The 4,125-nt window shown below is 73.7% G+C and carries 4 protein-coding genes and 1 pseudogene; 4 read left to right on the plus strand and 1 reads right to left on the minus strand.

The annotated features are described in order from the left end of the window. Positions 1-1,162 (plus strand): AMP-binding protein (locus H5J30_RS20210; protein ID WP_181788814.1); only part of this gene is annotated, 1,162 nt, incomplete at its 5' end. Between the two features lie 36 nt (positions 1,163-1,198). Here H5J30_RS20210 and H5J30_RS37720 read toward each other — a convergent pair. After that, positions 1,199-1,270: pseudogene (locus H5J30_RS37720) on the minus strand (lasso peptide biosynthesis B2 protein); the annotation flags it as partial. Between the two features lie 324 nt (positions 1,271-1,594). Here H5J30_RS37720 and H5J30_RS20220 point away from each other — a divergent pair. From H5J30_RS20220 to H5J30_RS20230, 3 genes are all read left to right on the plus strand, one after another. Next, positions 1,595-2,023: a cupin domain-containing protein gene (locus H5J30_RS20220; protein ID WP_181788815.1), complete on the plus strand. Its 429-nt coding sequence runs from the start codon at positions 1,595-1,597 to the stop codon at positions 2,021-2,023. Between the two features lie 28 nt (positions 2,024-2,051). Next, a complete protein-coding gene (locus H5J30_RS20225; protein WP_374101005.1) occupies positions 2,052-3,311 on the plus strand; it encodes a beta-ketoacyl-[acyl-carrier-protein] synthase family protein in 1,260 nt (419 codons plus the stop codon). Further along, the coding region (locus H5J30_RS20230) for a beta-ketoacyl synthase N-terminal-like domain-containing protein (RefSeq protein ID WP_374101004.1) at positions 3,308-4,125 on the plus strand (818 nt) is incomplete at its 3' end. The genes H5J30_RS20225 and H5J30_RS20230, both read left to right, overlap by 4 nt.

The raw sequence follows: 4,125 nt of genomic DNA on the forward strand, positions 1-4,125 counted from the left end.
CGCGCTCTCCTTCGCCGCCCACCTGCTGGAAGCCACGGGTCCGGCGCCGGCTCCCGCCCTCCTGCACCCCGACCAGCCCTCCGTCGTGGTGTTCACCTCCGGTACCGCGGGCGCCCCGACCGCCGTTCTGCACAGCTCCAACACGCTCTACGCCGGCATCAGGGCCGTGCCACGGTACGCGGACGGAGCGGCGGCGTCGCGGACGACACCCGGCGGGATCAGCCACTCCGTCGGCCTCTGCAACCTGGCGCTCGCCCCGCTCGTCCATCGCGCACCGGCGCACTTCGCCGACGTCTGGGACCCCGGCGCCTACCTCGACATGCTGGCCCGCAACGGCACGCGGGTGCTGCTCGCCGTGCCCTGGGCCCTCGCGCAGCTCGTCACCGAGCAGCGCCGCTCCCCCCGCCCGCTCGGCACCCTGCACACGGTGGTCAGCGTGGGCACGCCGCTGCCCCGCCCGCTCGTTCCCCGTATCCGCGCCGCCTTGTGCGCACACCTCGTCAACGAGTGGGGGATGACCGAACTCGGCGGCGGCACCGCCACCGCACCCGACGATCCCGACGATCCCGACGACTGGCCGGCGCTGAGCATGGGCCGCGCCATGCCCGGGGTCGAGCTGCGCCTGGAGCCCGCGGAAGGCGGCGCCTCGCACCTGTCCGTCCGCAGCCCCGCCACCTGCCTGGCGACCGCCGAGCGCGACACGGGCCGGTTGCGCTGGAGCAGCGCGGGGACCGACGGCTGGTACGAGACCGGCGACCTGGTCGAGGCCGACGGGCGCGGCGGTCTGCGGTTCCTCGGCCGCGCGGCGGACCGCGTCAAGGGCTCCGACTCCCAACTGATCCCCGTGCAGGACGTGGAGGACGAGCTGCGCGACCACCCCCGGGTCCGGGACGTGGCGCTCGTCGGCTACCCCGACCCGGTGCACTCCGAACTGGCCTGCGCCGTGGTGGTACCGGAAGACCCGGCCGACCCGCCGACCCTGGCGGAGCTGCGCACGCACCTCACCGCCCGGGGCATGACCGAGTGGTACCGGCCGTCCCGCCTCGAACTGCTGGCGGAGCTGCCCCGCACGCACCTCGGCAAGGTCCACAAGAGCGCGCTGCGCGCCAGGGTCGCGGCGGCGGCCGCCGGTCGGGTCAGCGATCCGCCGGGCCGACGGTGAGGGTCGGGGTGTAGTACCCGGCCGGGTACGCTCCCCGATCGGCTGGTCGTCGGCCTCGACCCAGGCGTGGGCGCGGAAGGGTGCGGTGCGGACTCCGATCCGCCGGATGCGGTGGGGCGGCCCCGCCGCCCGCCGCGAATCGCGGTCCGAGCACTGGCGAACCTTTACGGATTACGGCGGTCAGACTGATCGTAAAACTACACCCACTTGAGTGGGGCGGGGGTCATCCTCGTTTTCGGCGCGGCGCGTTGGAGAAATCACCAGGCGTAGCGGACTCTTATCTGTTCGTCTCCGATGCGCCCGGGGGATTCAGGGCCCCGTCGAACTCGCTCCCGGGCTTCCGATTCCCGGCGTATTTCTTTCCGGTACTGCCCCGGAGTCGCTCCTACCGATGACCAGATCAGTCTCGCACCTGGAAAGGGAGGACAAGTCATGGCAGACAGTGGGGGGTCGGCCGCCAGGGTCGCCCTGGTGGACGTGGCGGCCAGCCGTCGGCAGGGGGGACGCGTGCGGGCGCTGCTGACGCCGGGTTCCGTGGGGGCCACCTCGGGGTTCATGGGGCACCTCGAATTGGCGCCAGGGGAGGTCGTCACCGAGCATTACCACCCGTTCTCCGACAAGTTCCTGTACGTGATCGAGGGTTCGGCCGTCGTGCGCGTCAACGGCGAGGCGGTGGCGCTGGATTCGGACGAGGCGCTGCTCATCACCCGGGGGCAGCGCAACCGCATCGAGAATGCCGGGGACGGTGTCCTGCGGGCCGTCTTCCACGTCGCGCCCCTTGCACCGCGGCCCGAACTCGGCCATGTCGACACCGAGCCCGTGCCGGAGCCCGGGTGCGTGCCGCCGCGTGTGGGTGGCTGACATGGGCGAGGACGCGGAGAGGCGTGCGGTGATCACGGGCATCGGCGTACGGGCCCCGGGCGGGGTGGGGACGGAGGCGTTCTGGCGGTTGCTGGTTTCGGGGCGTACCGCGACGCGGACGATGAGCCTGATCGACCCCGCGCCGTTCCGCTCCCGGGTCGCCGCGGAGATCGACTTCGACCCGGCGGCCGAGGGGCTGTCGCCGGCGCAGGCGGCGACGTGCGACAGGGCCACGCAGCTGGCGATCGCCGCGACCCGTGAGGCGGTGGCGGGCAGCGGGCTGGACACGGGCCGGCAGGACCCGGCGCGGGTCGGCGTCAGCATCGGCACCGCGGTGGGCTGCACCGCCAGCCTCGACCAGGACTACCAGCGGGTCAGCGACTACGGGTCCCACTGGCTGGTCGACCACACGGCCACCGCCGCGCAGGTCTTCGACTACTTCGTCCCGTCCTCCATCGGCCGCGACGTCGCCTGGGAGACGGGCGCCGAAGGACCCGTCACCGTGATCTCCACCGGCTGCACCTCCGGCCTCGACGCCGTGGGGTACGGGGCCGGCCTCATCCGCGACGGGCGGGCCGACGTGGTCGTCTGCGGGGCGACCGACGCCCCCATCTCCCCCATCACCGTGGCCTGCTTCGACGCCATCAAGGCGACCTCGGCGAACAACGGCGACCCGGAGCACGCCTCCCGGCCCTTCGACCGCAACCGCGACGGCTTCGTCCTCGGCGAAGGGGCCGCGGTGTTCGTCGTCGAGGAGCTGGCGGCCGCGTACCGGCGCAGGGCCCGCGTCTACGCCGAAGTCCGCGGCTTCGCGACGAGGTCGAACGCCTACCACATGACCGGCCTGACGCGGCACGGCCGCGAGATGGCCGAGGCCATCCGGGCCGCCATGCGGCAGGCGCGCCGCGACGGGGCCGATCTCGACTACATCAACGCCCACGGCTCCGGGACCCGGCAGAACGACCGGCACGAGACGGCCGCGTTCAAGCGGAGCCTGGGCCGCCGCGCCTATGAGGTCCCGGTCAGCTCCATCAAGTCGATGATCGGGCACTCGCTCGGCGCGATCGGCTCGCTGGAGCTGGCCGCCTGCGCGCTGGCCATCGAGTACGGCGTGATCCCGCCCACCGCGAACTACGAAGAGCCCGACCCCGAGTGCGACCTCGACTACGTGCCCAACGTGGCCCGGGAGCAGCGGGTGGACACCGTGCTCAGCGTCGGCAGCGGCTTCGGCGGGTTCCAGAGCGCCGCGGTGCTCGGCCGGCCCCCGGCGAAGGCGGTGGCGCGGTGACCGTCACCGCCGGGAGGGAGCCGGTCGGCGGGGAGTCGGCGCCCGCGTACGGCGCACGTGCCGGACTGGCCGGGGCCGTCGTCACCGGTATCGGCGTCGTCGCGCCCAACGGCATCGGCACCGACGAGTTCTGGGCGGCAACCCTCGCCGGCCGGAGCGGCATCGGCCTCCTCCAGCGCTTCGACGCGAGCGCCTACCCCGTGCGCGTGGGCGGCGAGGTCCTCGACTTCGACGCCGACGCCCTCCTGTCCCAGCGGCTGCTGCCCCAGACCGACCGCATGACGCGCTACGCCCTGGCCGCCGCCGACTGGGCGCTGGCGGACGCCGGGCTGGATCCCGCGGACCTCGGCGAGTACGACCTGGGCGTGCTGACGGCCGGCGCGTGCGGCGGCTTCGAGTTCGGCCAGCGGGAGTTGCAGAAGCTCTGGGGGACGGGCCCGGAGCGGGTCAGCTCGTACCAGTCGTTCGCCTGGTTCTACGCGGTCAACACCGGCCAGATCTCCATCCGCCACGGCCTGCGGGGACACACCTCGGTCTTCGTCTCCGAGCAGGCCGGCGCCCTCGACGCGGCGGCCGACACGGCCCGCCTGCTGCGTACGGGCACCCTCCGCGCCGCGCTGACCGGGGGCTTCGACGCGCCGCTGTGCCCGTGGGGCCTGGTCGTCCAGCTCCCCGGCGGCCTGCTGAGCACGTCCCCCGATCCCGAACGCGCCTACCTGCCCTTCGACGCCGACGCCACCGGCTACGCGGCCGGCGAGGGCGGTGCGCTCCTGGTCGTCGAGCGGGAGGACACGGCGCTTGGCCGCAACGCCGC

This window comes from Streptomyces phytophilus (assembly GCF_013870535.1).
Taxonomy (GTDB): domain Bacteria; phylum Actinomycetota; class Actinomycetes; order Streptomycetales; family Streptomycetaceae; genus Streptomyces; species Streptomyces phytophilus.

Bases quoted from the DNA above. Each gene is read 5' to 3' on its own strand.
- H5J30_RS20220 (WP_181788815.1), top strand. From the start codon at position 1,595: ATGGCAGACAGTGGGGGGTCGGCCGCCAGGGTCGCCCTGGTGGACGTG.